At 69.5% G+C, this 25,684-nt stretch carries 21 protein-coding genes; 12 read left to right on the top strand and 9 right to left on the bottom strand.

Features of this window, described 5'->3' with window-relative positions; all coding sequences use genetic code 11:
* Nucleotides 1–59 precede the first annotated feature (59 nt).
* Complete coding sequence (locus JI742_RS06645) at nucleotides 60–716, top strand: c-type cytochrome (RefSeq protein WP_201824923.1); 657 nt, start codon at nucleotides 60–62, stop codon at nucleotides 714–716.
* A gap of 79 nt (nucleotides 717–795) precedes the next feature.
* Nucleotides 796–2,409: an ABC transporter substrate-binding protein gene (locus JI742_RS06640; RefSeq protein WP_236676814.1), complete on the top strand. Its 1,614-nt coding sequence runs from the start codon at nucleotides 796–798 to the stop codon at nucleotides 2,407–2,409.
* A 52-nt stretch (nucleotides 2,410–2,461) separates the two neighbouring features.
* Here JI742_RS06640 and JI742_RS06635 read toward each other — a convergent pair whose 3' ends face one another.
* The 6 genes from JI742_RS06635 to JI742_RS06610 form a co-directional block, all read right to left on the bottom strand.
* Nucleotides 2,462–5,131, bottom strand: a complete 2,670-nt coding sequence (locus JI742_RS06635) for a hypothetical protein (RefSeq protein WP_201824919.1) — start codon at nucleotides 5,129–5,131, stop codon at nucleotides 2,462–2,464.
* A gap of 27 nt (nucleotides 5,132–5,158) precedes the next feature.
* Nucleotides 5,159–8,707, bottom strand: coding sequence for a coiled-coil domain-containing protein (locus JI742_RS06630; RefSeq protein ID WP_201824916.1), 3,549 nt, complete (start codon nucleotides 8,705–8,707; stop codon nucleotides 5,159–5,161).
* Between the two features lie 41 nt (nucleotides 8,708–8,748).
* Nucleotides 8,749–10,584, bottom strand: a complete 1,836-nt coding sequence (locus JI742_RS06625) for a hypothetical protein (RefSeq protein WP_201824914.1) — start codon at nucleotides 10,582–10,584, stop codon at nucleotides 8,749–8,751.
* A 538-nt stretch (nucleotides 10,585–11,122) separates the two neighbouring features.
* On the bottom strand, nucleotides 11,123–12,241 hold the full coding sequence (locus JI742_RS06620; RefSeq protein ID WP_201824912.1) for an IS5 family transposase: 1,119 nt from the start codon (nucleotides 12,239–12,241) through the stop codon (nucleotides 11,123–11,125).
* Nucleotides 12,242–12,516: 275 nt separating this feature from the next.
* Complete coding sequence (locus JI742_RS06615) at nucleotides 12,517–12,951, bottom strand: DUF1841 family protein (RefSeq protein WP_182660899.1); 435 nt, start codon at nucleotides 12,949–12,951, stop codon at nucleotides 12,517–12,519.
* A gap of 65 nt (nucleotides 12,952–13,016) precedes the next feature.
* On the bottom strand, nucleotides 13,017–13,661 hold the full coding sequence (locus JI742_RS06610; protein WP_201824909.1) for a trimeric intracellular cation channel family protein: 645 nt from the start codon (nucleotides 13,659–13,661) through the stop codon (nucleotides 13,017–13,019).
* A gap of 187 nt (nucleotides 13,662–13,848) precedes the next feature.
* Between JI742_RS06610 and JI742_RS06605 the strand changes: the two genes are divergently transcribed.
* Nucleotides 13,849–15,432, top strand: a complete 1,584-nt coding sequence (locus JI742_RS06605) for an AMP-binding protein (RefSeq protein WP_201824907.1) — start codon at nucleotides 13,849–13,851, stop codon at nucleotides 15,430–15,432.
* 39 nt (nucleotides 15,433–15,471) lie between these two features.
* Here the strand turns inward: JI742_RS06605 and JI742_RS06600 are convergent, their stop codons facing one another.
* The gene (locus tag JI742_RS06600; protein ID WP_201824906.1) at nucleotides 15,472–15,930 is read right to left on the bottom strand and encodes a TM2 domain-containing protein; all 459 of its coding nucleotides are present in this window, start codon (nucleotides 15,928–15,930) and stop codon (nucleotides 15,472–15,474) included.
* A gap of 327 nt (nucleotides 15,931–16,257) precedes the next feature.
* On the opposite strand from JI742_RS06600, the gene rpsP reads away from it, so the two are divergent.
* From rpsP to JI742_RS06570, 6 genes are all read left to right on the top strand, one after another.
* The gene (gene rpsP / locus JI742_RS06595) at nucleotides 16,258–16,518 is read left to right on the top strand and encodes a 30S ribosomal protein S16 (RefSeq protein WP_201824903.1); all 261 of its coding nucleotides are present in this window, start codon (nucleotides 16,258–16,260) and stop codon (nucleotides 16,516–16,518) included.
* Between the two features lie 37 nt (nucleotides 16,519–16,555).
* On the top strand, nucleotides 16,556–17,134 hold the full coding sequence (gene rimM / locus JI742_RS06590) for a ribosome maturation factor RimM (RefSeq protein ID WP_201824901.1): 579 nt from the start codon (nucleotides 16,556–16,558) through the stop codon (nucleotides 17,132–17,134).
* A 39-nt stretch (nucleotides 17,135–17,173) separates the two neighbouring features.
* On the top strand, nucleotides 17,174–17,986 hold the full coding sequence (gene trmD / locus JI742_RS06585) for a tRNA (guanosine(37)-N1)-methyltransferase TrmD (RefSeq protein WP_201824899.1): 813 nt from the start codon (nucleotides 17,174–17,176) through the stop codon (nucleotides 17,984–17,986).
* Between the two features lie 184 nt (nucleotides 17,987–18,170).
* A complete protein-coding gene (gene rplS, locus JI742_RS06580) occupies nucleotides 18,171–18,524 on the top strand; it encodes a 50S ribosomal protein L19 (protein WP_182660887.1) in 354 nt (117 codons plus the stop codon).
* A gap of 107 nt (nucleotides 18,525–18,631) precedes the next feature.
* Entirely contained in the window at nucleotides 18,632–19,360 is a 729-nt protein-coding gene (locus JI742_RS06575; protein WP_201824898.1) for a CoA pyrophosphatase, read from the top strand.
* Between the two features lie 42 nt (nucleotides 19,361–19,402).
* The gene (locus tag JI742_RS06570) at nucleotides 19,403–20,350 is read left to right on the top strand and encodes a CobD/CbiB family protein (protein ID WP_201824897.1); all 948 of its coding nucleotides are present in this window, start codon (nucleotides 19,403–19,405) and stop codon (nucleotides 20,348–20,350) included.
* Nucleotides 20,351–20,368: 18 nt separating this feature from the next.
* Here the strand turns inward: JI742_RS06570 and argH are convergent, their stop codons facing one another.
* Nucleotides 20,369–21,781, bottom strand: a complete 1,413-nt coding sequence (gene argH / locus JI742_RS06565) for an argininosuccinate lyase (RefSeq protein ID WP_201824896.1) — start codon at nucleotides 21,779–21,781, stop codon at nucleotides 20,369–20,371.
* A gap of 100 nt (nucleotides 21,782–21,881) precedes the next feature.
* Here argH and JI742_RS06560 point away from each other — a divergent pair, with 100 nt between their 5' ends.
* The 3 genes from JI742_RS06560 to JI742_RS06550 all read left to right on the top strand — a co-directional run bounded on the left by JI742_RS06560 (nucleotide 21,882) and on the right by JI742_RS06550 (nucleotide 25,231).
* Entirely contained in the window at nucleotides 21,882–23,144 is a 1,263-nt protein-coding gene (locus JI742_RS06560) for an RsmB/NOP family class I SAM-dependent RNA methyltransferase (RefSeq protein ID WP_201824895.1), read from the top strand.
* Between the two features lie 104 nt (nucleotides 23,145–23,248).
* Nucleotides 23,249–24,472 carry a DesA family fatty acid desaturase gene (locus JI742_RS06555; RefSeq protein WP_201824894.1) on the top strand — a complete coding sequence of 408 codons (1,224 nt, stop codon included), beginning with the start codon at nucleotides 23,249–23,251 and terminating at the stop codon, nucleotides 24,470–24,472.
* A 132-nt stretch (nucleotides 24,473–24,604) separates the two neighbouring features.
* Nucleotides 24,605–25,231 carry an L-threonylcarbamoyladenylate synthase gene (locus JI742_RS06550; protein WP_201824893.1) on the top strand — a complete coding sequence of 209 codons (627 nt, stop codon included), beginning with the start codon at nucleotides 24,605–24,607 and terminating at the stop codon, nucleotides 25,229–25,231.
* Nucleotides 25,232–25,279: 48 nt separating this feature from the next.
* Here the strand turns inward: JI742_RS06550 and JI742_RS06545 are convergent, their stop codons facing one another.
* On the bottom strand, nucleotides 25,280–25,681 hold the full coding sequence (locus tag JI742_RS06545; RefSeq protein WP_201824891.1) for a glutaredoxin family protein: 402 nt from the start codon (nucleotides 25,679–25,681) through the stop codon (nucleotides 25,280–25,282).
* Between the last annotated feature and the right edge of the window lie 3 nt (nucleotides 25,682–25,684).

Here is a 25,684-nt window from a genome sequence, read left to right as displayed (position 1 = left end):
TTCGCGTTCCCCTGGGCGACGCGCCCCCCAGTGACATCAACAACGAGTCCGTGCCGACCATGAAAGCTGTCGTCTCCGCCACCCTTGCCGTGCTTGCCCTGAGCGCCACGTCCGTGTTCGCGGCCGACATCGTCGGCGATGCCGCCGCCGGCAAGTCCAAGAATGCCATGTGCATCGGCTGCCACAGCATCCATGGCTACCAGGCGAGCTTCCCCGAAGTGCACAAGGTGCCGATGATCGCGGGCCAGACCGCGGGCTACCTGAATGCGGCCCTGCTGGCCTACAAGAAGGGTGACCGCAAGCATCCGACGATGCGCGGCATTGCCGAGACCCTGAGCGACCAGGACATCGCCGACCTCTCGGCCTACTACGCCAGCGAAGCCGGCACCCCCGCCGCCGTGCCCGAAGCGCCGGCCGCGCCCGATGCCAAGACCGCCGAACTGCTGACCAAGGGCGGCTGCGTGGCCTGCCACGGTGCCAACTTCAACAAGCCGATCGACGGCAGCTACCCCAAGATCGCCGGCCAGCATGCCGACTTCCTCTACGTGGCGCTGAAGGCCTACAAGACCGAGAAGAACCCGCAGGTCGGCCGCAACAACGCGATCATGTCGGCCACGGCCAAGAACTTCAGCAATGCCGAGCTGAAGGCCATGGCCAAGTACATCGCCTCGCTGCCCGGCGACCTGAAGACCGTGCCGCAATCGCGCTTCCGCTGATCGACGAGCACCCCGCCGCGCGATGAACCGCCGCGATGCAGCCGCCCCCAGGGGCGGTTTTTCTTTTGGGGCCAGGCGCTTGCGCGCAGGCTGGGTCCGGCTGGCCGCCGCGCTGCTGCTGGGTGCCGCCCTGCCCCTCCTGCATGCGGCACCGCCCGCCCCGGCCGGCGGGGTGACACTGCGCTGGGCCGCCCAGGGCGACTTGCAGAGCCTGGACCCGCATGCGCAGAACGAGTCGCTGTCCAACCAGATCAATGCCCAGGTCTATGAAAGCCTGATCCAGCGCGACAAGCAACTGGCGCTGGTGCCGGCCCTGGCCACCGCCTGGACGGCCGAAGGGCCGCGGCGCTGGCGCCTGACGCTGCGGCCGGGGGTGCGCTTCCACGACGGTCGGCCCTTCAGCGCCGAGGACGTGAAGTTCTCGGTCGAGCGTGCGGCGGCGGGCAGCTCGGACCTGCGCGTCTACGCCCTGGCCCTGGGCACGGTGAAGGTGATCGACCCGCTGACCGTGGCCTTCGAGCTGCCGCGGGTCAACCCGGTCTTCCTGCAGCACCTGAGCGTGCTGCCGATCATGAGCCGCGGCTGGGCCGAAGCCCACCGCGCGACCCGGCCGCTGGACCTCAAGGCCCGCGAGGAAGGCCATGCCGCCCGCCACGCCAACGGCACCGGGCCCTACATGCTGGTGCGGCGCGAGGCCGATGCGCAGACCGTCTTCCGCCGCAACCCGGCCTGGTGGGGCAAGCTCGAAGGCAATGTCGAGCAGGTGATCTTCCGGCCGATCGCCAACGACGCGACGCGCACCGCGGCGCTCGCCTCCGGCGAGGTCGACTTCCTGCTGGACCTGGCGCCCCAGGACGCCGAGCGCCTGCGCCGCGACCCGGCGATCCGGCTGATGGAGGGGCCGGAGAACCGCATCCTCTTCATCGGCCTGGACCAGGCCCGCGGCCAGCTGCTGCATGGCAGCCTGAAGGATCGCAACCCCTTCCAGGACCGGCGTGTGCGCCAGGCGCTCTACCAGGCCATCGACATCGAGCTGATCCGCACGAAGCTGATGCGAAACCTGGCCTGGCCGACCGGGGCGCTGATGCCCGCCCCGGCCGGCCACGGCCAGGACGCGACGCTGGAGCAGCGTCTGCCCTTCGACCTGGCCGCCGCGCAGCGCCTGATGGCCGAGGCGGGCTACGCCGAGGGCTTCGGCTTCACCCTGGACTGCCCGAACAACCGCTACCTCAACGACGAGCAGATCTGCCTGGCCCTGGCCTCGATGTGGGCGCGGCTGAAGGTGAAGGTGCAGGTCAACGCCATGCCGCGCACGCTCTTCTTCCCCAAGCTGCAGCGCGGCGACACCAGCGCCTACCTGCTGGGCTGGGGCGGGGCCATCACCGATGCGCAGATCACCCTGACCCCGCTGTACCACAGCCCCGGCGCGGACAGCGCGGGGGCCTGGAACTTCGGCGGCGTGCGCAATGCCGAGCTGGACCGCCACGTCGACGCCGCCGCGCAGGAGGCCGACCCGGCCCGGCGGATGGCCAGCATCCGTGCCGCCGTGCGCGAGTTCCAGGCCCAGGTGCATGCCCTGCCCCTGCACCGCCAGGCCATCGTCTGGGCCATGCGCCGCAAGGTGCAGGTGGTGCAGCGGCCGGACAACTGGCTGGAGTGGCAGTGGGTGCGGGTGGAGGGCGGCAGGCCCTGACGGGGCGGCGGGGCGCTGCCCGCCGCGGGTCGGTCGCCGCGGAGACGGCCGCTCAGGGCGGCTCGGGGATCCACCCCTGCACCTTCTCGGCCTGGGCCTGGCTCAGGGAGGCGAACGCCGCCACCACGCGGACCATGGCGGGGCAGGCCTGGCCCTTGGTGGTCTTGGGCTGGTATTTGCGCAAGGCGCCCGCCAGGGACTCCAGGATGTTCTCGGCCTGCGTCTTGGCGAGCGTGCGGTCCTCTTTCGCCTGCTGGATCGCGACGGGGTCCGTCACCTTGGGGTCGAGCTGCTTTGCAGCGCGGGCTTCGAGGCCGTCGCCCTCCTTCGCCCATTTGCGCAGGCAGGCCACGATCAGCCCCGTACCCCCGGGGGCCAGGGCCTCTTCCTTCACAGCCTGGGTCTGCAGCGTCATCCAGCTGGTGTGCGACAGGCTCGCACCGTCGACGTCCAGCCCCCCGGACCGACCGGTGACCACGGTGTCGTCCGGCATTCTCGCTTCCAGGTACTTAACGACTTCGTCGACCCCCGCGTTCGGATCCTTCAGGGTTTCCGGGGTCAGGCCGCAGGCGCTGACAAAGTCCACGACCAGCCGGTCCTTCTTGATCACCGCCCCCCAGGCCACCGCGTACTTGGCCAGGGTCGGATTGCTCTTGATGGCCACCAGGCCCAGGCGGCGGTTTTCCGGACGGGCCAGGTAGCTGCGGTAGGTGCGCCAGGCGATCTCAAGCTTGACCCGCTTGTCGATCTCGTAGATCACCGCCTCCAGCGACTGGGCGATCGAGCCCGCCGTCGTCACGGCCAGGCCGGCGGGTGCGGTGATGCCACCGCACTGCAGGATGGCGCCGATCATCTTCACCGCCTCGAAGGCCGCATTGGCCATGTAGTGCAGCATCTGGCTCCGGCTGTTGGCGATGAAATTCTTCACCGGCTGCGAATACGCGCTGGCGGCGTTGAACAGGCCGTTGCGCTTTTCGATGAAGACGACCAGATCGCGTGTGCGCATGCCCGCCTGCAGGATGTTCTTCGCCATCTTGACTGCACTGCCCACGGCCGCCAGCGGTGCGATGAAGTTGGCCGCAGTGTCGATGCCCAGACCCACCAGCTTGGTCGACCACTCAAGCAGTTCCTTGTCGCGCTCCAGTTGCTCGATGCGCCGCTGCAGCATGCCGGCATAGATCTCCGGGTTGTCGCCGGAGTTTTCGGCTTCGCAGACCTGGCAGACCCAGCGCCCGCCATCGCCCGAAGAGTCCTTGCCGTCGGTCTTGAAAAGCCAGTCGGCCTGATGGTCTGCATGGGATTTCGCATGAAGGCGTTCGTCCTCGGCAAGCGGACCCGGTTCGCTGAACTCCTCGGCCATCATGTCGCTGGCCGCGTTCTTGACCTTGTCCTGGACCGCGGCGTCGGTGAAGAGCTGGATTACCTCCGGGGTGAGCGCCGCCTGGGCGGCGACCTTGCCCGCCGCGCCGAACAAGTCGCCGAGGGCCTTGGCGTCCGGGGACTTCAGGGCCTTCGACACCGGCTCGCCGGCCAGTGCCTGCGCCAGCTTCACGCCGAATGTCTCGGCGGCGGCGGCCAGGGTCTCGGCCGAGTCCTTGACGCCCGGGTCAAGGCGGCCGAGCGCCTGACCGAGGCTGTGGACCAGCGACGCAGGGATGCCATCCAAACTGCCCGACTGGATGAGATTGGCGATCCCGGCCCGGTCGATCTTCGCGCCGAAGGCGCTGGACACCTCCAGGCCAATGCCGGCCTTGGCATCGAATTGCTGCGCCAGTTCGGCGGCGGCCGCGCCGAAGAGGGCAAGCGCCAGCTCGGCGGCCGGCAACCGCGGCGCCTCCCCTTCGCTGCCCTCGCCGTCGCCCGAGAAAAACTTGTTGTGGGCCTCCTGCCCGAAGGGCAGGCCAAAGTCCGTGCAGAACGAGAAGGCCTGCGTCGTGAACTTCAGCGCCTGATTCCCTTCGTTGAGGTGGCTGCCGCTGAGCGCGTCCTTGATGTCCTTGACGTTGGAGCTGCGGGACCAGCTCGACTTCAGCGACTTGGCCCCTTCTTTGGCCACCTTATCGCCGCCGACCTTGGAATCCATGGCGCCGCCCACCGTCGTCAGCATGAAGCTCATGCTGGAGGTCATGAGCCCGAGGTTCTCGCTGAATAAATTGCCAGCCTTGCTCTTTTTGTCGCGCTTGAGTCGTTTGCCATAGGCCTCGAACGTGCCCTCAAGCAGCTCGCGGGTGCGGCTGTACTTGTCGGGCACCATCGTCTCGCTGATGAGACCCTCGCGAACCATCGGGTCGAACACCTGGGCGGCGATCTCCTCGGGCGTGAAAAGCGGCTTGCCTTCGTCGTCAAGGGCCAGCTCCAGGCTGGCCACCTGCTGATTCACCAGATTGGAAACGTCGAAGTGGGCCTGCTCGTCCTGGGAGACCGCGTACTCCTCGCCGGGCTTCTGGCTGTGGCGAAGCCGGTAGCCGTCGCGCTGATCGTCGTGGTCGAACTCCTTGGTCTGGTCGCGATTCTCCAGGTCGGTGAGCTTCATGGTGCGGCCACTGCCCTCCTGGACCATCAAGAGCGAGGCGCCCTTCTCGAGCACCGACCGGTTCTGCTCGCGCTGCTCGACCAGCTTGTTCAGCAGGGCCTTCTTCTGACCTTCCTTCTTTTCGTGAACCAACTGCTGGCCATTGAGCGTGACCAGCTTGTCCAGGAAATCGATCTGGGCTTGTTCCATGGTGCTCATGTCCTCAGGGCGTGTCGTTCAACTGGTGAGCACGGCCGCGCGCACGCCGGCCAGCGCAGTCAGCAAGGGCTGTGACTTCACCGGCACGAAGGGATTGCCGGCGAGCACTGGCAGGAGCGGATGGGACTGCAGTTCGCGCTCGAACTGGGCCAGACGGAGCATGGCCTGCTCCTTCTGCTTGCGCCGAACGGCCAGGTCCTTCGGCGCCGTGGGGGGCGCTTCGCCAAGTACGCCCACCGCGGCGTCAAAGGCATTGGGATCTACCAGTCCGACCAGCTTCCTGACGCTGGGCAAGGCGGTCTGCTGCCAGGAGATCTTTTTGGTCGACGAATCGGCCTGAATGGCCTTCTCCATGTCGGCGCCGAGTTGCAGCACGGCGCTCACGAAGCCGCCCACGGCAATCTTCCAGCGACTCTGGCACTCGGTGAGGGCCTTGCGCGAGGCTGCCGTGGCAGACAAGGGGTTCTCGAGGAAGGCCTCGGCCGCCTCGGTGGCCAGATCTAGGCTGCTGCGGGCGCTGTCGTAGAGCTTGCCCTTTTCGGTGGGCGTAGTCGCCTTGGACGCCTGCTTGGCCGTCTGGTCGGCGGTCTTGGCCAATTGGTCGATGCGCTGGTAGAGCGACACATTGCGCTGATCGGCCGGCAGTTCATCGCGCAGCAGCTTGGCCCGGCGGCGCACGCTCTTTTCGAAGACCTCCCGCGCCGCGGCGTAGCGTTGGGGCGCGAACTCGATGTCGGATTCGTTGCGCAGCGTTTCCTGTGCGGCCTGCATATTGAACTGCTCGCGCACCTCGGGCTTGCTGTCGTCGAGCGCCAGCTTGAGCGTCAGCTGAAGCTCATGCAGGGTCAGCGTGGCGGCATTCACCGTGCACTTGCCGGCCATCGCCCCGTCCAGTCTGCCCCGCAGCTTCTTCACCAGCGACTCGACGCCGGGCTTCTTGGCCAGCTCGTCGAGTTGCCTTTCGAGCTGGGTGCCCAGCGTGCTCCACAGATTGTCGTGCTCCAGCTTCGCCGCGGCAGCCTCTTGAAGCACCTCGTCAAGACGCTTGCGGAATGCCCCCAGAGCCTGCTTGGCCTCGTCGGGCCCCTGCCCCTTGAGGGACTCGGCCAGGCTGGTCCTGAACTCGCCCAGGAGACGCGCCACGGCATCGGCCCGGTACTGCTCGGCCGTCGGCGGCAGACCGGTCGTCAGGTCCTTCTCAAGCGTGTCCTTCAGGGCCTGGACTTCCTCGAAGCCGGTCTTGACGGCCGACTTGCCCGCCGTGAGCTTCAGCAAGTCCGTGACCTTCTGGATCAGTTCCTGCAGGGCCTTCAGCCCGGTCTCCAGCACCTCCATCTTGTCCGTGTCGACCATGATGATTGCAGCGTCCAGCTCAATGCGCAGGGTCTCGCCGTAGGCTTGCCAAGACGCCTTGGTCTGGCCGTTATTGGCGCTCCCCGGCTCGAGTTCGCCCTCGAGCTGCTTGAGCAGCTGCTCGGCCTCCTTTACCAGCGCTGGCTTGACCCTGCGCTTGTCCTTGAGCTCCTCGTCGGCCATCTGGCGCAGGGTGTCGATTTCCTTGGTCAAAGAATCGTCGATTTCCTGCGTGATCTTGAGGACCAGGGCGTCGCGTTCGTCCTTCGTTTTCTTCTGGTAATCCTGGGCCGAGCTGCCCAGAACCTGCTCGAGCAGCTTGCCTACCCGATCGCGCAGATCGGCGGTCTGGGCGAGCAGGGAGCTGGTCGTCGCCACCGATTCATCGATGGCTTTCAGACGGTTTATCAGCCTGTCACGGGCCTGAACCAATTTGCGCTGATCCTGCTCGAGGGCCTTGTCCAACTCGCGTCGCTCTAGGACATCCTTGGCGGGCTGGTACTTTTCCAGCTCAAGCTCCTTGAGCAGCGCATCGGCTGAGGCGACAAACTCGCCCTTGAACTGCTGGTCGATGGCCGCGAGGCTGTTCTTCAGACGCAAGGCGTGGTCTTGCTCGCTCTCCTTGTCCAGCCTCGATGCAGCCCGGGGCTCGTCGCGGTCGAGCCGCTCCTGCCACGAAATTAGATGGTTGGTGAAGTCCTTGAGCAGCGCGGGCACGGGGCTGCTGAGCGCGTCCGGGTTCACCCCCACGCCCCTGAGGAAGGCCTTGCGCTTCTCGATCTTCGAACTCCACTGCAAGCGCTGGGTAAGGTAGGGCAGCAGGTCCAGCAGGTGGCGCGCAACAGGGTCCTTGACCGACGTGACGTCGTAGTCCTTGAGTGGCTTCTTGTCCGCGGCGTCCTGGATGTAGGTCTTGCACCAAAGCGCAAAGGCTTTGAGGTCCGGCAGAACCGGCTCGACGCATGCCAGGGCTTGACCGAAGCGTCGCTGAGCGGCCAAGGGCCTGGCCTGACCGTCGACCCGATTGAGCAGCAACTTGGCCTGCCGCATCGCCGTCGGGGCGGACTCTTCGATCTGGGATTCGGTGAACGCCCTGAGCCCGCCGACAAGCTCGGCGAGCTTGTCGACCGTTTCCAGCTTGGTCCACCGGTCCTGGTCTCCCAAATGCGCCTCGCGCTGGGTGTCGACCTCGGAATCCAGTCGCTCGAGGAGCAACTCAGCCGCCTCGAATTGCTGCGTGCCGAGGGTGGACCGCGCCTCGTCCAGCTGCTGCAGAAGCGGGGCGACGATCTCGATGGGCGCCATCATCCCCAGGGTGTCGAGCCTGACCTGGATCGACTCCAGCGACTCACCCAGCTTATCGCGCTGGGTGGCGTAGGTGCGGAGTGCATCCTTGGCCCCGTCCCGGACGGACTCGACGGCCTTCCGGGCATCCAGCGGCTGGGACTTGGCCATGCGTCGCGCCTCATTCAGCCTTTGCCGCCAGCCCTGAACCTTCAAGGCGTGGCCCAGACCGAAAACGCTCTCGAAATTCGAGATGGCCGTTTCGGCCGCCTGCATGCTGTCGCGGTAGCCGGGGTCGTCAATGGTCCGGTCGAACCGGGCGATTGCCTTCTTGCCCTCCTTCAGCAGCCCGGTCAGCCCGCCGAGGCAGCCGTAGGCCTTGGCGTAGTCAGGCTCCATGAAGCGTCCGGCATCGCGCAGCGCCTCCAGCGCCTGGATCTCGGTCTCCGCCCCCGGTCCCAGCCGCTTCAGCTCCTCGATCGCCGAGCTGATGCGATTGCGCTTGTCTTCGTAGACCGGCCGATGCTCCTCGGCAGCCCGCCGGAGCTCCTTGATCTGGGGATCCTTGGCCAGGGTCGGGTCGAACTCCGACAGGCCCAGCTTGATCAGATCAGCCAGCCGTTCCAGGTGCTGGCCGACCTGCACAAGCTGGGTGGCGGCAACCTTCTCCTTGAGCTGCTTGGCCGCGGTCTTGTCTTTGATTTCGTTGGCCTGCCGGCTCAACTCCTCGAAGCGCTTCGCGTAGTTGGCGTATTCCTTGACCACGCGAGACCCCGGCGCATCCCTGCGCGCCCCCGTGTCCACCCTCACGAGAAGACCTCTGACCTCGGCTGCGACGACGGGAATGTCGAGGGACTGCACCTTCTTGTGCTGTTTCAGCAGCGTGGCGACATCGCTGCACCAAGTCACCTGCTCGTCCAATGTGGGCATGCCTGTCCTCTTCCGTAGGTCGGTTGTTGGGGCGCGAGCGCTCAGTTCGGCTCGGGCATCGTTCGGCGCACTTCGGACAGGGCACTGAACAGGGTGTCCTGGAGGTCGATCTGGACGCCGAAGGGGTTGCTGTCAGCCGCCTTGATCAAGGGATCGCTGCTCAGCAGGTCGAGGTAGGTATCGATCGTGTCGGCGAGGGCCTGGGTCACGACGCCCTGTTCGCCCTGGATCGCCGTCATGGCGTCGTCGACCGCCTCGAGCAACAGCTCGTTGTGTTGGTCGAGCACCTCCGCGAGCGTGTCAATCAGCTCTTGCTGGGTGGGCAGAGCCTGGGGGATTGCCTGCTTGAGGGTCTGGATCCGGCCCTTGACCAAGGCCGCGGCCTTGCGATAGGCATGGACACTTTTTAGATACGCCACCGGCAAGCGCCGCGGGCCCGGCTGCGGGTCGGCGGTTTCCCCGGGCGGGGGGGCGGTGCGCGCGGCCAGGATCTTGTCGAGCTGGTCCAGCGCGGCAAGCGCCTTGCGCCAGTCGCCCCCGGCCGCGAGCTTGTTGGCGTGGTCCAGGATGGCCTGCAGCTTGGCGGCATCGGCATGGCCCGGAGGCGCCTTCTCGCCCAGGGCCCGCGCGGTCCCCTGCAAGCGCTCACGCCACGCGAGGGCCAGGGGGTCGGTGGGAGAGGACGGCTCCTCGTCCGAGCCGGTGAGCAGGGCCTCGGCGTCGTCGAGCAGCGCGTGCGCCTCATCAAAGAGCCCCTTGCGCGCCGTGACCCCAGCCTCGCTGACCTTCAGCTTCAGGTCGGTGGCTGCAGGCCCGCCCGCCCCAAGTGCCTCCTTGAGCTTGGGCATCAAGGCGGCGAGCCGGGCGTTGAACGCCGCGCCAGCTCCGACCTTGCCGTCCTTGCCGGCGGTCTCTGGCGGGGAGGTGGGCGAGGACGCCGCGGAGTCACCCTGCGCGGCTGCCTCGAGGAGCTTTTCCAGGGTTTCCAGGGCCTTCAAACCACTGGTCCAGGCGGCCGCCTCGCCCTTCTCGCGGGCAAATGCGATCACGGCGCGCAGCTTGCCGGTGTCGCCCTTCTGGTCACGGAGCGCGGCGGCAACCCGCGGCGAAAGCTGGTCCAGCCGCTCCAGGAAAAGCCGCCGGGTTTCGTCGACCGGCTCGCTGCCCGTCGGAGACACCGGGGCCTGCCCTTGACCCTCCGGAGCTTCGTCCTCGGCCTCCTCGTCAACGTCACCCGGCTCCAGGCCGCGCACCCTCACCTTCAGCCGCTGCTCCACCTGATTCAGCAGCGCCTGCTTGAGCTTCTTGGCAAGTCCGGTGGCCTGACTCTGGACCAGGAAGGTCACCGCGTTGTCTTCGAGAAGGCACTCCGCGGGGATGATCTTGGTGCCTGCGCTGATGCCCAGGTACTCCTTGAGCAGCTTGCTGCGTGCCGGGGGGATCGGGCGGCGGGCCAACATCACCGCGGCGTCCTTGCCGGCGGTGACAATCAATGCACTCATCGTCACACTGCCCTTGCGCACCTCGCGCAACAGCGGCAGCAGCTTGGTGGTTAACAGGGTCGGGGAGTCTTCGACATCCGCTCCGTCGGCGTCCTTGCTTTGCGCATCCAGCTGCTTCTGCTGCAGCTTTCTCTCCTTGCCGAGGGCGACCTCCATCTGGTTCAGATGGCTGCCCAAGGCCTTGTCGGCCCTGCCGGCCTTTCGCAGCGCACCGATCTGTTCCTCGATATCGTCCAAGGCATGCAGGGCGCCCGAAGGATCGTCCTTCGCGGCCTGATCCAAGGCCTTGAGCGCCTTGAGCAGCGCGGCATCCTTGTGGTCCCCGTTCTTGGCAAACGACTTCCAGGCAGCTTCGGTAAGCAACTTTTCGGGCATGGTCGGCTCCAGGGCAGCGCGCGGCGGGGTGATGCCTCATCGGTGCGCGGCAATTTACAGCAGGCCGTCGCCCGGCGGACCCAATCGAGAACCCGTAGTGCGGCCCTGGATTCGGATAGGGCCCGGCCCGCCCCGCCCCGCCCGATATGCAAAAGGGTCCCTCAATGGGGCAGGGATACTGTTTCGAATACCCTTCAGGCATGAGGGTGCACCGCAAAGCCCGCTAGAAAGCCGGTGACGAAAAGGCTCGGTACGCCCTCACGCAACCACTGACAAACAGGATGCCAGAGCCGGCCCGAAATACTCTCGGCCGCCCGCACGGCAGCCCCATTGAGAATGGCCCATGGAGGCCGATGCGAGGGATTCCGGTCGGGTTTGTCCTGCTGCAAGCACCCCGCTAACAGGCTGCTGAAGTACCCATCACGAAGCACGCCTGAGGCCCGTGTCTGAAGCACTTCGATCTTCATTCCGCCCCGATGAGCGCCGCCAGGCGGTCATTTCGCCCGTCCAGAGGCATTTCCAGGCTGCTTTCGCGCCCTCATCCAGCCACTGGACGGACTTCTCCCAAGGTCCGCATCCGCACCAAGTTGTAGACAGCCATCGTCATCACGAACAACTGGTCGACCTTACGCAGGCCACGCACCATCACCTGGCGGATCGGGCCCACGAACTTGGCCCAGCCGAAGCCCTGTTCGATCAGCTTACGCTTGCGCTGCGACAGCGCGTAGCCCTCGGTGGCGGCTACCTCATCGGGGACGGCGGATCGGCGGCCGGACTTGTTCTGCGCGATGTGCGGCGTGACCTTCATGCGCTGCAATGCCTCGATGAACTCGGCCGCGTCATACCCCTTGTCGGCGCCCAGCGTGACCTCGACGTCGGCGTCACCGACGGCTTGGCGAGCGTCATGAATCATCACCTTGGCGGCTTCGCGTTCGGCGTGACCATCGGCCTGCGTGACCCTGGCGTTGACCACCAGGCCGTGGCGGTTGTCGGTCAAGGTGTGACCCATGTAGCGCAGCTCGCTGGCGGTCTTGCCCTTGCGGTACAGCCGCACATCCGGATCGGTCTTCGATGAGTGCGTCTCGTTGCTGCGCGTGGTGCCCTTGAATCCGCCCGGGCCGCTACGGTCGTTCGGATCCTTGTCGGCGTCCTTGCCCGGGGCCGTGCTGACGAAACTCTTGTGGCCGGCCCATGCCTGGATCAGCGTGCCATCGACGCTGAAATGCTCGCCCGACAGCCAGTGCTTCTTGTGGGCGGTCCGGATGACTTCGTTGAAGAAGACGACGACGGCGTCGTGCGCGATCAGGCGTTGCCGGTTCTTGGTGAAGACCGTGGGCACCCAAACCGGGTCGTCCATGGCCAGGCCGATGAACCAGCGAAACAGCATGTTGTAGCGAGTCTGCTCCATGAGCTGACGCTCCGAGCGCACGCTGAACAGGATCTGCAACAGCATGGCGCGCATGAGCTTTTCGGGCGCGATGCTCGGGCGACCGCCCTTGATGTCGGCCTCGTACATGGCCGAGAACAAGCTGTCCATCTCGGCCAGCGCCTCGTTGGCCATGACGCGGATGCGTCGCAAGGGATGGTTGGCCGGCACGAAGTCGTCGAGCCGACGCATCGTGAACAGGCCTTCGGTGTAGGTGTCGGGTCCGCGCATGGGCTCGATCTTCCCTGGGCTTCAGAGCGTGCGCATCGGGACTGTCAGCCAGGGGGCGGGAGTACTTCAGCAGCCTGCTAGGAGTTCAGGACGCGACCGCATACCGTCCCGCGCCGTGCCCGGTCGGCTGACCATGCCCAGGACGCGCCGGATCCGCGGCCCGCCTGCGGCGTCATGCGATCAGCGTGGCGGGCCGCGTTCCACACGGGACGGGCAGTTCTCTCAGCGCGAATCGACCCGCCGACGGCTTGCCTCGGGGAGCAACCCCGACCGGCTCAGTCGCGCGTCGCCCGCGCGCGCACCGCGGCCAGGTAGCGCTCGCCATCCGGCGGCAGACCGCTGCGCTGGGAGGCCCAGATCATCTCGCCCAGGCACTCCATGGCCTCGTGGTGGGCGGCGTGCATCGAGCCGCGGCGGCGGGCCAGCAGCTCCAGGGCCTGGCGGATGCCGCGCGGCTGGTCGATCTGGGCCTGCTCGACCAGGCTCAGGTGCATGGACAGGTGCAGGAAGGGGTTGCTGCGGCCCTCGTCCACCGTGAAGCGCGCGGCCAGCGCAGCGTCCAGGTCGGCCAGGTCGGCGTGGTACTCGGGGTGCTCGGCGATCCAGTCGGCGGCGATGGCATCCATCGGCGTCAGCGGTTCACCGGCGCGGGCCTTGCGGTGGGCCTCGCAGAAGAAGCGGCGGACGTCGTCCTGGCTGGGCTGGTACATGGGCGGATTGTCGGCGCTGGCGGGCGGCCGGCCGCGGCCTTGCGGCGGATGGCTCCGTCGGCCGATCAGTCGGCCGGCCAGGCCGGCACGCGCCAGCGGCCCCACAACGCGGCGCTGCGCAGGGTGATGGTCAGCCCCGCCGCGGCGGCCAGGGCCTGGGCCTCGTCGGCCCCCAGGCTGCGCGCGGCCACCCCGGCCCAGCCGCCGGCGAAGGCGCAGAGCGCGTAGGGGCGGTGGTCGCGGAAGGCGCTGGGAATCTCGTTGCAGACGATGTCGCGCAGCACGCCGCCCATGACGGCCGTGATCACGCCCATCAGCACCGCGATCAGCGGCGGCATGCCGTGCTGCAGGCCGAGCTGGGTGCCGGTGGCGGTGAAGAGGCCCAGGCCCAGGGTGTCGGGCCAGACGATGGCGCGCCGCGTGGGCCGCAGATGGCGGCGGCGCAGCCACAGCATGGTGATCAGGCCCAGGCCCAGCAGGAACCAGACGTAGCCGCTGTGCTCGACCCAGAAGAAGGGCCGGCGGTCGAGCAGCACATCGCGCAGCGTGCCGCCGCCGAAGGCCGCGAGACCGGACACGGCCAGCGCACCGACCACGTCGAGCCGCTTGTGCGCGGCCTCCATCAGGCCACTGAGCGCGAAGGCGGCGATGGCCGCGATCTCGACCAGCAGCAGGGCGGTTTGCAGGCTCAGCGGATCGGGCGGCAGCATGGCGGAGCGGACAGGACAGGCACGGGAGGGCGGGCGGCGAACGGGCGGCGCGAGGGCCGCGGTGCAGCCGCCGCGGCGCCGTGGCGCCAGCGCAAGGGCTGCGAGGCCGTCGGCCGCGGCAGTGTGCCGGGGCCGCGTCCGGCCCGGACTGTGGGAACTGCGCAGGCCGCCCCTACCATCGCGGCCCATGGCCCCCACCGACCTGCTGCCGGCGTCCGGCAATCTCTACGACGCGCTGCGCGCGGGCTTTCCAGCCGACATGGACCGCCCGGCCCTGGCGCTGGCCGACGGCCGCGCCTGGCGCTGGCGCGACCTCGACGCCGCGAGCGGAAAGATCGCGAACCTGCTGCTCAGCCTGGATCTGCCGCCCGAGCCCGACGGCAGCCCGCCGCGGCTGATGGTGCAGACCGAGAAGTCGCCCGAGGCGCTGCTGCTCTTCCTGGCCGCGCTGCGCGCGGGCTTCGTCCACGTGCCGCTGAACCCAGCCTACCGGGACGCGGAGATGCAGCACTTCATCGAGGACGCCCGGCCGGCCGTGCTGGTGTGCAGCCCGGCGGCGTTCCCGGCCCTGTCCACCCTGGGCTTCCAGCGCGGCGTGCGCCATGTCTACACCCTGGGCAGCGCGGGCGAGGGCACGCTGATCGACCGGGCCAGCTTCCAGCCCGAAGCCTGTGCCACCCAGCCCTGCACGCCGGGCCAGGCCGCGGCGCTGATCTACACCAGCGGCACCACCGGCCGCAGCAAGGGCGCCCAGCTCTGCCACGCGGCCCTGCTCGCCAATGCGCGCATCGTCGGCCGGGCCTGGGGCTGGACCGGCGCGGACGTGCTGGTGCATGCCCTGCCGATCTTCCACATCCACGGCCTCTTCGTGGCTGCCATGGGCGCCCTGCTGCACGGCAGCACCATGCGCTGGCTGGACCGCTTCGAGCCGCAGGCCGTGCGGGCGCAGCTGCCGGGCGCCAGCCTCTTCATGGGCGTGCCGACCATGTACAGCCGCCTGCTGCGCGAGCCCGAGCTCGACCACGCCACCTGCGCCAGCCTGCGGCTGTGCGTGAGCGGCTCGGCGCCGCTCTCGGCCGAGACCTTCGCCGCCTGGGAAGCCCGCACCGGCCACCGCATCCTGGAGCGCTACGGCATGAGCGAGGCCGGCATGATCGCCTCCAACCCCCTGCACGGCGAACGGCGCCCGGCCACCGTCGGACCGGCCCTGCCGGGGGTGGACCTGCGCGTGGTCGACGCCGGGGACCGGCCGCTGCCGGCGGGCGAGACCGGCGCCGTGCAGGTCGCCGGGCCGAGCCTCTTCGACGGCTACTGGCGCCAGCCGGCCAAGACGGCCGAAGCCTTCGTCACCGACGCGGACGGCCGGCGCTGGTTTCGCACCGGCGACCTCGGCCGCCTGGACGCCCACGGCGTGCTGACCCTGGACGGCCGCGGGAGCGACCTCATCATCAGCGGCGGCTTCAACGTCTATCCGGCCGAGATCGAGCAGGCCCTCGACAGCCTGCCCGGCGTGGCCGAGTCGGCCGTGATCGGCGTGCCGCACCCGGACTTCGGCGAAGGGGTGCTGGCGGTGCTGGTGGCCTCGACGAAGCCGCCGCCCGAGGACGCCGGCCTGCTGGCCGCACTGCGGCAGAAGCTGGCGGCCTTCAAGTGCCCCAAGGCCATCGTCTGGACCGAGGCCCTGCCCCGCAATGCCATGGGCAAGGTGCAGAAGAAGCAGCTGCGCGAGCAGCATGCCGGGGCCTTCACGCCGGGCCCCGCCGGGGGCTGAGCCCGGCGGCCAGTGAGGGGCGGCGCCAGCCGACTCCGCTCAGGGCGCGGATTGCGCCTGGGGCACCGGCTCGGTCTGGTACTCGAAGAAGCGCTGGGCGGAGAAGGCGATGGTCGCCATCAGCACGGTCGCGCCCACCATCAGCGCGCCGATGACGGCAAAGACCACCGGCCAGCCACTCGTGCTGGCCGGGCCGTCCGGGCGATGGCGGGCGTCCCAGCGCGCATCGGGCATCAGGCCGGCATGCAGGGCCGCGGCCGCCCCTGCCACCAGGGCCAGGCCGAACAGAGGGATCAGCAGCCAGGCCAGGCGGTCGTCCTGGCCGTAGTGGTCCATGCGCCACAGGCCCCAGGCGCCCAGCAGGGCCGGCGGCCAGTGCAGCCAGCCGATCGGGTCGCGCCAGCCGCGCAGGTAGAAGCGGTGCAATCCGAGCACACCGCCCAGGAAGGCGATCCAGGCCGTCAGGGTCTTGGACTTGGCGCGGGCGGAACCGGACATGGCGGGGCGTCGAGGGTCAGGGAAACGGGATGCCGGCCGGACGCCGGACCCCGGCATTGTGACCAGCCGCGCCGCCCCCGGCCGGCGCAAGGGCGCCCGCAAGGCGGAGCAGCTGCCGCGCAGCCCTATAATCGCGGGTTTCGGTGACGGTCGACCCGTCCTTCGGCCACGCGGCGCGGCAAGCGCCCGGGCGGTCGGTGGCGGGGCGGCGTATCTACGGCACCGGAGCCCGGGCCGGTGCCCATGCACCGGCCACCAGCCTGCCAGCCCCCGTGTGTCTCCGGGCGAGCGGCAGGCGCGCTGAGTGCACTACGTCAAGGAAATCCCATGGTCGTGATCCGACTGTCCCGCGGGGGTTCGAAGAGCCGCCCGTTCTACAACATCGTCGTTGCCGACAAGCGCGAGCGCCGTGACGGCCGCTTCCTGGAGCGCGTGGGCTTCTACAACCCGGTCGCCGCGGGTGGCGAAGAGCCGCTGCGCGTGGCCTTCGAGCGCGTGGACCACTGGGTCAAGAACGGCGCGCAGCTGTCGCCGACCGTCGTGCGTCTGGTCAAGGACGCCAAGGCCAAGGCCGCCCCGGCCGCCTGAGCCCGCTTCGGCCTGCGCCGTGGATCGTCCCCGGGACGTGAGCACACCCGACGGCGAGGCCTGGCCCGCCGATGCGATCGAGATCGGTCGCATCGGTGAGGCCTGGGGCATCAAGGGCGGCTTCCGCGTGCTGCCGCACGCCAGCGAGCCCGAGGCCCTCTTCTCTTCCAAGCGCTGGTTCCTGAAGGAGCCAGCGCTTCGCCCACGTCCGCCGGGCAGCCCGCCGCTGCCGACCCTGCTGCGCATCGTGCAGGCGCGCGAGCACGGCGACGGCATCGTCGCCAGCGCGCACGACATCGAGGACCGCAACGCGGCCGAGGCCCTGCGCGGCGCACGCATCTTCGTCTCGCGCAGCAGCTTCCCCAGCGCCGCCGAGGACGAGTTCTACTGGGTCGACCTGATCGGCCTGCAGGTCCTCAACCGCGAGGACGTGGTGCTCGGCCAGGTCGTCGACCTGCTCGACACCGGCGCCCACAGCGTGCTGCGCGTGCAGCCCGCCGCCGCCCCCGGCGAGCCGGCGCCTGCCGAGCGGCTGATCCCCTTCGTCGCGGCCTACATCGACGCGGTCGAGCGCGAGCTGGGCCGCATCCGGGTCGACTGGGGCCTGGATTACTGAGCGGCCCCGGCCCCGCCCGGGCCGGCCGCCGCGGACGCGATGCGCTTCGACGTCCTCACCCTCTTCCCCGAACTCTTCGCGCCCTACACGCAGCAGGGCGTGATCCGCCGCGCCTTCGAGGCCCGCGGCGGCCGGCCGCCGGCCCTGGACCTGAAGCTCTGGGCCCTGCGCGACTTCGCCGAAGACGCCTACCGCCGGGTCGACGACCGGCCCTATGGCGGCGGCCCCGGCATGGTGATGCTGGTCGAGCCGCTGACGCGCGCGCTGCGCAGCGTGCGCGCCGAGCAGGCCGAGGCCGGCCTGCCGCGCACGCCGCTGATCCTGTTCAGCCCGGCCGGCCGGCCGCTGAGCCAGGACCGGGTGCGCGCCCTGGCGGCCAGCCCCGGCGCCGTGCTGCTGTGCGGCCGCTACGAGGGGGTCGACCAGCGCTTCATCGACGCGCATGTCGACGAGGAGCTGAGCCTCGGCGACTTCGTGCTGTCCGGCGGCGAGCTGCCGGCGCTGACCCTGATCGACGCCGTCGCGCGCCTGCAGCCCGGCGTGCTGCACGACGCCGCCTCGCACGAGCAGGACAGCTTCGCGGCCGACCACGGCCTGCTGGACTGCCCGCACTACAGCCGGCCCGAGCGCCTGCCCGAGGACGGCGCCGCCGTGCCGCCGGTGCTGCTGTCGGGCCACCACGCGGCCATCGCGCGCTGGCGGCGCGAACGCCAGCTGGCGCTGACCGCCGCGCGCCGCCCCGACCTGATCGCCGCGGCCCGCGCGGCCGGCCGGCTCGACGCCCGCGACGAGGCCCTGCTGCGCCGCCTGGCCGAGTCCCCCCCGCAGGACACCGCCAGCGGCGCGGGCTGAGACGGCCACGCCCGGCAGGGCATGCAGCGGCCGGGCTTGCGGCTATACTCGCAGGCTTTTCCCGATCCTCTGCCAGGTCGGAGTGCGGATTTCCAGGCAGCCCCCCGGGGCCGCTCCGCCTCCCGCCGCACCCCCCGGTGTGCGACGCAAACCCAGGACGCCGGCACGATCGCAAGAGGACCCCATGGACCTGATCCGCCAACTCGAGCAAGAAGAAATCGCCCGCCTGGGCAAGACCATCCCGGCCTTCGCCCCCGGCGACACCGTGATCGTCAGCGTCAACGTCGTCGAAGGCACCCGCAAGCGCGTGCAGGCCTACGAAGGCGTCGTGATCGCCAAGCGCAACCGCGGCCTGAACAGCAGCTTCATCGTCCGCAAGATCTCCAGCGGCGAAGGCGTCGAGCGGACCTTCCAGCTCTACAGCCCGCTGATCGCCTCGATCGAAGTCAAGCGCCGCGGCGACGTCCGCCGCGCCAAGCTGTACTACCTGCGCCAGCGCAGCGGCAAGTCGGCCCGCATCAAGGAAAAGCTGGCCTGATCGTCCCCACCCGGACGGCCGCCCGCCCCGAGAACCGCCACCGCCTTCGCGCGCTGGCGGTTTTTTCTCGTCCGGCTTCAAGCGTCCACCGGTCCCTGTCGCATGCGATGAGCCTCGCCACCGCCCTGCCCCCGCTGGATCCGGAATCGCTGCCCGTGCTCGGCACCGGCCACGGCGAAGCGCCGGTGCCCTCCGAGCGCCTGCAGGCCGCAGCCTTGCGCCGTCACTTCGCCGAGCCGCCCGCCTGGACGCCCGAGCTGCTCGGCGACCGCGGCGAAGGTCCGGAGACCCAAGGCCCGCTCACCGACGCAGCCGTGCTGATCCCGCTGGTGCAGCGCGTGCAGGCCGGCGGCGGCCACACGCTGCACGTGCTGCTGACCCGGCGCACCGCGCAACTGCGCAAGCATGCCGGCCAGATCAGCTTCCCGGGCGGGCGGGCCGAGGCCGGCGACGCCGACCCGGTCGCCACCGCCTTGCGCGAGGCGCAGGAAGAAATCGGCCTGAGCGCTGCGGCAGTGGAGCTGCTGGGCTGCCTGCCGGTCTACACCACGGTCACCCACTACCGCGTGACGCCGGTGGTCGGTCTGGTGGATGGCGAGGCCCTGAGGCTGCAAGCCGACCCTTTCGAGGTCGGCGAGATCTTCGAGGTGCCGCTGGGCTTCCTGATGAATCCGCAGCATCACGAACGCCGCGGCCTGCAACGGGACGGCCGACTGCGGCTGATCTACAGCATGCCCTGGACGGCCGTGGCGCCCGACGGCGCGCCGCGCCGGCAACTGATCTGGGGGGCCACCGCGGCCATGCTGCGCAACCTCTACTTGCTGCTGCGCGCCTGAGCGCCGGGCCGGGGGCCGCAGGCGCTCGCTATCATCGATTGCATGAGCTTCTTCTCCGTCCTGCTTGCGCTGCTCATCGAGCAGTTGCGGCCCCTGCCCCAGCGGGCGCTGGCGCATGAGGCGGTGCTGGGCTGGACCCGCTGGATCGGCCGCAACTTCGACGCCGGCCGCAGCCACCATGCCTGGATCGTCTGGGGCCTGGGCGTGGCCCTGCCCACGCTGCTGAGCGCCGTGGTCGCCCTGCTGCTCGCACCCTTCAGCCTGCTGCTGGCCCTGGCCTGGAATGTTCTGGTGCTCTACCTGTGCATGGGCTTCCGGCAGTTCAGCCACCACTACACCCGCATCCGCGATGCGATCGACCGCGGCGACGAAGAGGCCGCGCGCAGCGCCCTGGCCGAATGGCGCGGCATCGAGCTGATCGACCTGCCGCGCAGCGAGCTGCTGCGCCAGGTCATCGAGCATGCGCTGATCGCCGCCCACCGCCATGTCTTCGGCGTGTTCTTCTGCTTCGTCGTCTTCGCCATCCTCGGCCTCGGCCCGGCCGGCGCGGTGCTCTACCGCCTGGCCGAGTTCCAGACCCGCTACTGGTCGCACAAGCAGAACCTCAGCGGGGTGCCCGCCAATGCCCGGCTGCTGGAAGTGGCCCAGGCCATGTTCGCGGGCCTCGACCATGTGCCCGCCCGGCTGACCGCCTTCGGCTTCGCGGTGGTAGGCAATTTCGAGGAAGCGGTGGCCTGCTGGCGGCGCGATGCCCTGCTCTGGGCCGACCGCAATGAAGGCACGGTGCTGGCTGCCGCCGCCGGCGCAGTGGGCCTGCGCCTGGGCGCGGCCAGCGGGGCCTGGACGCCCGGCCCCGAGGCCGGTCCCGGCACGCCGGGCCAGTCGCCCGAGCCGGGTCACCTGGGCAGCGTCGTGGGCCTGGTCTGGCGCTCGGTGCTGCTGTGGATGCTGCTGCTGGCCCTGCTGTCGCTGGCCAATCTCATCGGCTGAGGCTGAGGCTGCGGCGGCTCAGCCCGCCAGCCGCGCACGGTGTCGCGCGATCTGCGAGCGCACCTGCACCGGCGCCGTGCCGCCCAGCACCTTGCGCGCCTCCAGCGAACCGCGCAGCGTCATCACCTCGAACACATCGGCTTCGATGCGGGCATCGAAGGCCTGCAACTCGGCCAGCGTCAGCTCGCTGAGATCGATGCCGCGGCCGATCGCCGTCTTGACGGCATGGGCCACGGCCTCGTGCGCATCGCGGAAAGGCAAGCCCTTCTTGACCAGATAGTCGGCCAGGTCGGTGGCGGTGGCATAGCCCTTCTTCGCCGCGCGCTCCATGGCCTCGGGCTTGACGGTGATGCCGCCGACCATTTCGGCAAAGATCCGCAGCGTGTCGCGCAGGGTGTCCACCGTGTCGAACAGCGGCTCCTTGTCCTCCTGGTTGTCCTTGTTGTAGGCCAGGGGCTGACCCTTCATCAAGGTCACCAAGCCCATCAGGTGGCCGACCACGCGGCCGGTCTTGCCGCGTGCCAGCTCGGGTACGTCGGGGTTCTTCTTCTGCGGCATGATCGACGAGCCGGTGCAGAAGCGGTCGGCCAGGTCGATGAAGCCGAAGCTCTGGCTCATCCACAGGATCAGCTCTTCGCTCAAGCGGCTGATGTGGACCATGCACAGCGTGGCGGCGGCGGTGAACTCGATCGCGAAGTCGCGGTCGCTCACGGCATCCAGACTGTTCTGGCAGACACCGTCGAAGCCCAGCGTGCGGGCCACGCGCTCGCGGTCCAGCGGATAGCTGGTGCCGGCCAGGGCGGCGGCGCCCAGCGGCAGGCGGTTGACGCGCTTGCGTACATCGACCAAGCGCTCGGCATCGCGCGCGAACATCTCGACATAGGCCAGCAGGTGATGACCGAAGCTCACCGGCTGAGCCACTTGCAGATGGGTGAAGCCGGGCAGGATGACCTCGGCGTTCTTTTCGGCCACGCCCACCATCGCCGACTGCAGCGCGGCCAGCAGGGCCAGCAGCTCGTCGATCTCGCCGCGCAGCCACAGCCGCACGTCGGTGGCGACCTGGTCGTTGCGGCTGCGGCCGGTGTGCAAGCGCTTGCCGGCATCGCCCACCAACTGGGTCAGGCGGGCCTCGATGTTCAGGTGCACGTCTTCCAGCACCAGCTTCCACTCGAACTGGCCGGCCTCGATCTCGGCGCGGATCTGCGCCATGCCGCGCTGGATGGCTGCGCCATCCTCGGCGCTGAGCAGGCCCACCGCCTGCAGCATCTCGGCATGGGCCAGGCTGCCGCGGATGTCGGCATCCCACAGGCGGCGGTCGAAGTCGACGCTGGCGGTGTAGCGCTGCACCAGCTCGCTCATCGGCTCGGAGAACAGCGCGGACCAGGCCTCGGCCTTCTTGTCGAGCTGGTGGGGGGCGGACGGGGTGCTCATGTCGTTCGGGACCGCTGAAAAGGAGAGACGTCCGGGCGCGGGACGAAGCCGGCGATTGTAGAAGTCGGCCCCTGCCGAGCCGGCCGCGGATAATCGGGCGATGTCTCCTTCTGCCCTGCTGGCGTCGGTGACGGAGCTGCTACGCGCCGTCCTGAAGCTCGACGCCCCGGCCGATGGCATCGTCTCGCGGCACTTCCGCGATCAACGCAGCCTCGGCAGCCGCGAGCGTCATCTGCTCGCTGAAACCACCTACACCGTCCTGCGGCTCAAGGCCCGGCTCGCGCACCTCGCGCAGTCCGGCCGCGGTCCGCTGGAGCGGCGCCTGGCCCTGCTGGCCTGGGTCGGTCCCGAGTCCATGCTGGAGGCGGCCTGCACGCCCGAGGAATACGCCTGGGCCCGCCACGCCCGCGCGATCGACCCGGCCACCCTGCCCGACCCGCAGCGCCACAACCTGCCCGACTGGCTGGCCACGCCGCTGCGCGAGCGCCTGGGCGAAGAGGATTTCTGGGCCCTCGTCGAGGCCTGCAACCGCAGTGCGCCGCTGGACCTGCGGGTCAATGCCCTCAAGGCCCGGCGCGAGGAGGTGCAGCAGCAGCTTGCCGAAGCCGGCATCGAGGCCCAGCCGACGCCCTGGTCGCCCTGGGGCCTGCGGGTCGAGGGCAAGCCGGCGCTTCAGCGCCTGCCGGTCTTCACCGAAGGTCTGGTCGAGGTGCAGGACGAGGGCAGCCAGTTGCTGGCCCTGCTGACCGAGGCCCGCCGCAGCGAGATGGTGGCCGACTTCTGCGCCGGCGCCGGCGGCAAGACCCTGGCCCTGGGCGCGATGATGCGCAGCACCGGCCGGCTCTATGCCTTCGACACCGCCGGCCACCGGCTGGAGGCGCTCAAGCCGCGCATGGCGCGCAGCGGCCTGTCCAATGTCTATCCGGCGCAGATTGCCCATGCGCGCGACGAGCGGATCAAGCGCCTGACGGGCAAGCTCGACCGGGTGCTGGTCGATGCGCCCTGCTCCGGCCTCGGCACGCTGCGCCGCAATCCCGACTTGAAATGGCGCCAGACGCCGCAGGCCCTGGCCGAGCTGCAGGAAAAGCAGCGCGCCATCCTGGCCAGCGCGGCCCGCTTGCTCAAGCCCGGCGGCCGCCTGGTCTACGCCACTTGCAGCCTGCTCGAAGAAGAGAACGAGGCCATCGCCGAGGCCTTCAGCGCAGCTCATCCGGCCTTCGTGCCGGTCGCGGCGGCCGAGGTGCTGGCCCGCGCCCGGATCGAGAACATCGACACCCTGGTGCGCGGCCCCCACCTGCGGCTGTGGCCGCAACGGCACGGCACCGACGGCTTCTTTGCCGCCGTCTGGGACCGCAAGGCCTGAGACCGGGTCGGGCCCCGCCCTGCGCAGAGCTTGCATTTGTTGCGCTGCCGCAAGGATTCCCTCCCCCCTCGGCCTAAAATCGATCGGTATTTCAAAGGAACGTCATGGATTTACTCGCCACTGTCTGGTACGGCCTGATCGATGGCTTGGCGCATGGGGCCACCCACGCCAGCCTCTGGCAGGTGGTGGTCTACACCCTCGCGGTGACCCACATCACCATCGCCGGGGTCACGCTCTACCTGCACCGCTCGCAGGCGCACCGCGCACTGGACCTCCATCCGATCGTCAGCCACTTCTTCCGTTTCTGGCTCTGGCTGAGCACCGGCATGGTCACCAAGGAATGGGTCGCCATCCACCGCAAGCACCACGCCAAGTGCGAGACCGAGGACGACCCGCACAGCCCGCAGACCCGCGGCATCAAGAAGGTGCTGCTGGAAGGCGCGGAGCTCTATCGCGCCGAAGCCAAGAACCAGGAAACGCTGAGTAAGTACAGCCATGGCGCCCCGGACGACTGGATCGAGCGCAACCTCTACACCCGCTACAGCTGGCAGGGCGTGGGCCTGATGCTGCTGATCAACGTCGGCCTGTTCGGCGCGATCGGCCTGACGATCTGGGCCATCCAGATGCTGTGGATCCCCATCCATGCCGCCGGCATCATCAACGGCCTGGGCCATTTCTGGGGCTACCGCAACTACGAGGCGCCGGACGCCTCGACCAATGTCTCGCCCTGGGGCCTGATCATTGGTGGCGAAGAGCTGCACAACAACCACCACACCTATCCGACCTCGGCAAAGTTCTCGGTCAAGCCCTATGAGTTCGACGTGGGCTGGATGTACATCACCGTGCTGTCCTGGTTCGGCCTGGCCAAGGCGCGCAAGACCATCCCGGCGCTGAAGCTCGGCACCGTCAAGGCCCAGGCCGATGCGAAGACGCTGGAAGCGCTGATCGCCAACCGCTACGAGCTGATGGCCCGCTACGGCCGCGAGCTGCAGAAGGCCTGCCTGAGCGAGCTGGCCCGCCTGAAGGCCGAAGGCCATCAGCACAGCGCGCAGTGGTCGCGCCTGAACCTGGCCCGCCGCTGGCTGCACCGCGACGACGAGCGCATCCCGCACGATGTGCGCCCCGAGGTCGCCCAGGCCGTGGCCGATCACCCGGCCCTGAGCCAGCTCCACACCATGCGCGAGGAACTGCGCCAGCTCTGGACCCGCACCAATGTGTCGGCCGAGCAGCTCGTGCACGACCTGCAGGTCTGGTGCCGCAAGGCCGAGACCAGCGGCAACGCGGCCCTGGCCAACTTTGCGCAGCGCCTGCGCGCGGCCCACGCCTGACCGACGCGGCGGCCCGGCCGCCGGAACCGACCCCGCGCGCGGCCCGGCCCGCGCCCGGCCCCAGGTGCTCCCGCAGCCCTGGGGCTTTTTTCTGCCCGTGTCCGCCCCGACCCGCCGCCACCACCCGCCGCCATGGCCCAGCATTTCGAACTGCATCCCCAGGATCCGCAGCCCCGGCTGCTGCGTCAGGCCGCGCAAATCCTGCATCGTGGCGGCCTGGCCGCGATCCCGACCGACTCCAGCTATGCCTTCGTCTGCCATCTCGACGACAAGGACGCCGCCACCGCGCTGCGTCGCCTGCGCGGCATCGACGAGAAGCATCACCTGACCCTGCTGTGCCGCGACCTGGCCGAGCTGGCCACCTACGCCCGGGTCGACAACCGCCAGTACCGGCTGCTGAAGTCGGCCACGCCCGGCGCCTACACCTTCATCCTGGAAGCGACCAAGGAGGTGCCGCGGCGCCTCTCGCACCCGCAACGTCGCACCATCGGCCTGCGCGTGCCCGCGCACCGGGTCACGCAGGCACTGCTGGAGGAACTGGGCCAGCCCCTGCTGGCGACCACGCTGATCCCGGCCGGCGAGACCGAGCCGCTCAACGAGGCCGAGGCCATCCGCAGCCGCTACGAGAAGCTGATCGATGCCGTGCTGGATGCCGGCGCCTGCCCCATGCAGCCGACCACGGTGGTCGACCTGAGCGGGGGCGAGATCGCGCTGGTGCGGGCCGGCGCGGGGCCGCTGGCGCCGCTGGGCCTGGGCTGAGGGCCGGGCCGCCGGGCCCGACGGGCACCGGCGCCGGGTCCCGCGTGCTCAGCGCGGGGCCGCGCCCGCGTCCTTGAGCGCCTCGGCCAGTCGCTCGGGCCGGAAGCCCAGCACCGTCTGGCCCTTGACGAGGAAGAGCGGCGTCCCGCCGCCCCCCAGGGCCTGCCAGCGCTCGCGGCACTGCGGGTCGACATCGACCTCGCAGGCCAGATAGGGCACGCCGGCTTCCTGCAACCAGCGGTGGGCCTGCTTGCAGACGCCGCACCAGGTGGCGGAGAACATCAGGATCTCGCCCGGCCGCGCGCGGGCGGCCAGTTCAGCGCGGGCCTGCTCGGCCTGGCGCGCGCCCCAGAACTGCGAGGCGCCCCAGCCGACGCCCGCCGCCAGGGCCAGGGCCAGCCACTCGCGCCAGCGCTTGCCCGGGCGGGCGGAGGCCTCGGCGCTTGTCATGGC

The sequence above is a fragment of the Piscinibacter lacus genome, assembly GCF_016735685.1.
In the GTDB taxonomy this organism is placed as follows: domain Bacteria; phylum Pseudomonadota; class Gammaproteobacteria; order Burkholderiales; family Burkholderiaceae_C; genus Aquariibacter; species Aquariibacter lacus.
Note: the sequence above shows the minus strand (reverse complement) of the source record. Positions and strands in the feature narration are given on the sequence as shown.

Coding starts and splice junctions, on each gene's coding strand:
- JI742_RS06545 (WP_201824891.1), bottom strand. CDS start 25,681: ATGACAAGCGCCGAGGCCTCCGCCCGCCCGGGCAAGCGCTGGCGCGAG.
- JI742_RS06620 (WP_201824912.1), bottom strand. CDS start 12,241: ATGCGCGGACCCGACACCTACACCGAAGGCCTGTTCACGATGCGTCGG.
- JI742_RS06610 (WP_201824909.1), bottom strand. CDS start 13,661: ATGCTGCCGCCCGATCCGCTGAGCCTGCAAACCGCCCTGCTGCTGGTC.
- JI742_RS06600 (WP_201824906.1), bottom strand. CDS start 15,930: ATGTCCGGTTCCGCCCGCGCCAAGTCCAAGACCCTGACGGCCTGGATC.
- JI742_RS06560 (WP_201824895.1), top strand. CDS start 21,882: ATGTCTCCTTCTGCCCTGCTGGCGTCGGTGACGGAGCTGCTACGCGCC.
- argH (WP_201824896.1), bottom strand. CDS start 21,781: ATGAGCACCCCGTCCGCCCCCCACCAGCTCGACAAGAAGGCCGAGGCC.
- JI742_RS06615 (WP_182660899.1), bottom strand. CDS start 12,951: ATGTACCAGCCCAGCCAGGACGACGTCCGCCGCTTCTTCTGCGAGGCC.
- JI742_RS06570 (WP_201824897.1), top strand. CDS start 19,403: ATGAGCTTCTTCTCCGTCCTGCTTGCGCTGCTCATCGAGCAGTTGCGG.
- JI742_RS06645 (WP_201824923.1), top strand. CDS start 60: ATGAAAGCTGTCGTCTCCGCCACCCTTGCCGTGCTTGCCCTGAGCGCC.
- JI742_RS06605 (WP_201824907.1), top strand. CDS start 13,849: ATGGCCCCCACCGACCTGCTGCCGGCGTCCGGCAATCTCTACGACGCG.
- rpsP (WP_201824903.1), top strand. CDS start 16,258: ATGGTCGTGATCCGACTGTCCCGCGGGGGTTCGAAGAGCCGCCCGTTC.
- trmD (WP_201824899.1), top strand. CDS start 17,174: ATGCGCTTCGACGTCCTCACCCTCTTCCCCGAACTCTTCGCGCCCTAC.
- JI742_RS06575 (WP_201824898.1), top strand. CDS start 18,632: ATGAGCCTCGCCACCGCCCTGCCCCCGCTGGATCCGGAATCGCTGCCC.
- JI742_RS06625 (WP_201824914.1), bottom strand. CDS start 10,584: ATGCCCGAAAAGTTGCTTACCGAAGCTGCCTGGAAGTCGTTTGCCAAG.
- JI742_RS06555 (WP_201824894.1), top strand. CDS start 23,249: ATGGATTTACTCGCCACTGTCTGGTACGGCCTGATCGATGGCTTGGCG.
- JI742_RS06630 (WP_201824916.1), bottom strand. CDS start 8,707: ATGCCCACATTGGACGAGCAGGTGACTTGGTGCAGCGATGTCGCCACG.
- rplS (WP_182660887.1), top strand. CDS start 18,171: ATGGACCTGATCCGCCAACTCGAGCAAGAAGAAATCGCCCGCCTGGGC.
- JI742_RS06550 (WP_201824893.1), top strand. CDS start 24,605: ATGGCCCAGCATTTCGAACTGCATCCCCAGGATCCGCAGCCCCGGCTG.
- JI742_RS06635 (WP_201824919.1), bottom strand. CDS start 5,131: ATGGAACAAGCCCAGATCGATTTCCTGGACAAGCTGGTCACGCTCAAT.